The organism is Amycolatopsis sp. (genome assembly GCF_036008905.1).
GTDB lineage: Bacteria > Actinomycetota > Actinomycetes > Mycobacteriales > Pseudonocardiaceae > Amycolatopsis.
This window is the reverse complement of record NZ_DASYMU010000169.1, coordinates 1-3,069: the sequence shown is the minus strand read 5'-3', so window position 1 is coordinate 3,069 and position 3,069 is coordinate 1. Positions and strand designations below refer to the sequence as shown.

The following is a 3,069-nucleotide window of genomic DNA, read 5'->3' as shown; positions in this document are numbered from 1 at the left end:
CCTTGAGCTCGACGATCTCGTCGTCGACCTTCATCCGCCCGCTCCCGCTCAGGACCACGTACACCTCCTCCTGCTTCCTGTGCGTGTGGCCGTACGGAAAGCGATGGCCGGGCGGGACCCGCTGGTAGCTCAGGCCGGATTTCTCGAGCTCGAGCGCCTCGGTCGCCAAGCGGAACTCCAGGTCCGGCGCGCCGTCGAACCTGGACCCGACGTCCTCCAGATCCTCCTTGAGGTTCCTGAGCGTGAACGGCATGGCGCAATCCTATGGCCACCCCTGGCTGGGGTCGCCGTCTGACGCGTCAAGCGCCGCGGTGCCAGGTTCCTTCCCAGCGGCGCTCCGCGGTCAGACAGTAGGTACTGCTTTCCATGCAAAGCGAGCTACGCGACCGCTCGGGCTTCTCGCGCAAAGCAGCATTCCGCAGTCGCTTCCGCTTCTCGTCCAAGGCAGCAGCGGCGATGCGGCTTGCGGGACGCCATCCGGTGCGCGAGGCTCACGCTCCCGACCAGGAGGCCAACTCATGTCCAGCCCAGAGGTGGGGACGCCGCCGCTACAGGCGTTGCTCCACGCATTCAACGACCACGACCTCGACGCGATCATGTCGTTCTTCACTGATGATTGCGTCTTTGACACGCCGCGCGGGCCCGCGCCGGGAGGGCTCCGACTGGTCGGCAAGCAGCAGGTCCGGAAGGGATTTCAAGCACGGTTCGACGGGATTCCAGACATCGACTACGGCGATGCCCGCCACTGGACACGCGGTGATCGCGGCGTGTCCGAGTGGACGATCCGCGGAACCACAGCGACTGGCGAGTCCATCGAAGTGCGCGGATGCGACCTGTTCGAGTTCACCGACGGCAAGATCAGCCGCAAGGACTCCTTCTGGAAGATCGTCGACTGAGACGAACTACACCCGATGCCTGCAGGCGGCCGTCGTGCGGCGATCCGGCGGGTCACGCTGCCGCTCGTCGTCCATTGCAGAAGCGAGCCGCTGCCTCCTCGTGCCTCGGTCCGGAAGCACTGACTGTCCGCCGAACCATCGCCGCTCGCAAATTGAGGGAGGCGACAGCTTCCGAGCCTCCACCGCCCGCCGCCCGACAGCTTCGCCGACACGCTCACGGTCATGCCTGACTCGTCGGTCGTCGTCCGTCAGCGCGCCGCCGCCGCGGCGCAGACGTCCGCCTGTGCGGGCGCGTCCAGGCCCGGCGCAACCGTCCAGCCGAGGAGGCACGAGTTCCGGAACGACAGCGCCGTGAACGGCGGCGCGCCGGGATCGGGCATCAACGCATCCGCGAGGATCACCGGAGCGCCGACGCCGACCGGGAAGATCTTGGACCTCTGCGCGGTGAGGATCTCCTCGTGCGCGGCCGCATACGAGGTCGCTGCGACGTCGGCGCGCCAGGCGAACAGCCCCTTCGACGAAACCACGAGGTCGCCCGGCGGCCCGCCGAGCGACGGCTTGGGAAACCGGCCGTCGGTGGAGGCCGCGATCACCGGGCCCCAGGCGCCGGTCCGGGCGTTACGGGTCCCGGCAGTCCACGTGATGCGCCCTCGAGCATTAGGCGCATCAGTGCGCACGAACACGACCCAGGGGCCGCTGACAGCGAGGTCGAGGTGCGCCGACTCGAACGCCAGCGTGACGGCATGATGGACGCCGGTGGAGCGCCAGCAGGCGATGTACTCGGTCCCCGTGGGCTTGAGCCGGACTTTGAAGATGACCAGCCGCTTGGTCTCCAGCGCCAGCGCCCGGGTCGGGCACCGCCGTTTCGCCGACGCCTGCGCCTGCGCCTGGCTGGCGGCCAGAAGCACGAGCACCGTCGCGGCCGCGATCAAGATCCTGGGCATGGCGCTCAGAACGCATGAGCGCCCGGGAAGTTGCGCGCCGCCGAGCCCCGGCCGGAGCCTTGCGGCTCATCACGACCGGCCGCGAGGCGCCTGGCCTGCGGAGTGCCGCTTTCCTTGCAAAGCGAGCTACGCGACCGCTCTGGCTCTCGCGCAAAGCAGCATTCCGCAGTCGCTTCCGCTTCTCGTCCGAAGCGACAGTGCCGCTTCTACGGCCGGTCGGATTCCGAGCCGACCGAGCTGACTGCCTTGTTGCCCGAGAACCGGGCCTGCGTCAGGACGGACCCCTTCTTGCCGTACTTGCTGGCCTGCGAGCGGCCGAACGGGATGGTGATCGCGTACGTGCAGTCGCTCTTCATCCGCGTGGTGCGGCGGAGCAGGTCGGCGCCCCCCAGCGTGTAGACCGTCACGGTCACGGTGCCCTTGCAGGCGCCGGGCGCGTCGGCCAGGCCGTCGCCGAGCGCGCCGACGTACCTGACGCTCTTGGGGCTGCGGTTGGCGGCCTTCAGCGTGAGCGGGCCGTACTTCAGGACGCCGAGCGTCCGGGCCTTGACGTCCTTGCCGTAGTAGGTCTTGCCGCCGACAACAAGCACCGCGCGGTAGTGGTACAGCGTGCTCATCTTCAGGCCGGCGAGTACGGACTTGACCGTCTTCTCCGCCGAGCCGGAGACGGCTTGGGCGTCCGTCTTGCTGCCGTAGTCGCTGGTCCTGCCGTATTGGAAGAACATCTTGCCGGCGCCGTTGGGCGTGACGTCCGCCTCGACCGTCAGCCGGCTCTGGCTCCGCAACCACTCGCCCGTCGAGATCACCGGCGTACCCTCGGTGCTGTCGCCCCCGGCGGCGACGGGACTCAGCGCCGCCGCCTGGTCGTTGGACGTGTCAGGGTCGACGTTGGTGCCCGGGCCGCTCACGCGCACGTGATTGCCGTTGGTCGACGAGGCGCGGGTGAACCGCACCTGCACGGTCACCATGACCTGCCCGCCCGGCGCAACGCTGCCCAGGCTGCAGACGACCGGCGCGGACTCGGTGCACGAGCCGCGGCCGGAGCCGACGGACACGAGCTCCTCGGCGTCGCCGAGCGTCACCGTCGCGCTGGCCTCAGTCGCGTCAGGCCCGAGGTTCGAGACGTAGAACGAGTAGTTGGTGATGGAGCCGGGCGTGCGCTCCTCGGCGGTGTCCTGCTGCGGGGCAGTCACGGACAGGTCGGCGGTGGTGTCCGCGGAGGCCGTTGC

Annotated in this window: 4 protein-coding genes; 1 reads left to right on the top strand and 3 read right to left on the bottom strand. The window is 69.0% G+C overall.

Annotation, left to right across the window (positions count from 1 at the left end):
- On the bottom strand, positions 1-253 hold a 253-nt coding region (locus tag VGP60_RS29090), incomplete at its 3' end, for a cupin domain-containing protein (protein WP_327551320.1).
- A gap of 280 nt (positions 254-533) precedes the next feature.
- Here VGP60_RS29090 and VGP60_RS29085 point away from each other — a divergent pair.
- Positions 534-896 carry a nuclear transport factor 2 family protein gene (locus VGP60_RS29085; RefSeq protein WP_327551319.1) on the top strand — a complete coding sequence of 121 codons (363 nt, stop codon included), beginning with the start codon at positions 534-536 and terminating at the stop codon, positions 894-896.
- A gap of 248 nt (positions 897-1,144) precedes the next feature.
- On the opposite strand, the gene VGP60_RS29080 is transcribed toward VGP60_RS29085, so the two are convergent.
- The gene (locus tag VGP60_RS29080; protein ID WP_327551318.1) at positions 1,145-1,840 is read right to left on the bottom strand and encodes a hypothetical protein; all 696 of its coding nucleotides are present in this window, start codon (positions 1,838-1,840) and stop codon (positions 1,145-1,147) included.
- A 206-nt stretch (positions 1,841-2,046) separates the two neighbouring features.
- On the bottom strand, positions 2,047-3,069 hold a 1,023-nt coding region (locus VGP60_RS29075; protein WP_327551317.1), incomplete at its 5' end, for a hypothetical protein.

What these genes read in the sequence shown, in the direction of transcription:
- VGP60_RS29080 (WP_327551318.1), bottom strand. Translation starts at nt 1,840, where the DNA reads ATGCCCAGGATCTTGATCGCGGCCGCGACGGTGCTCGTGCTTCTGGCC.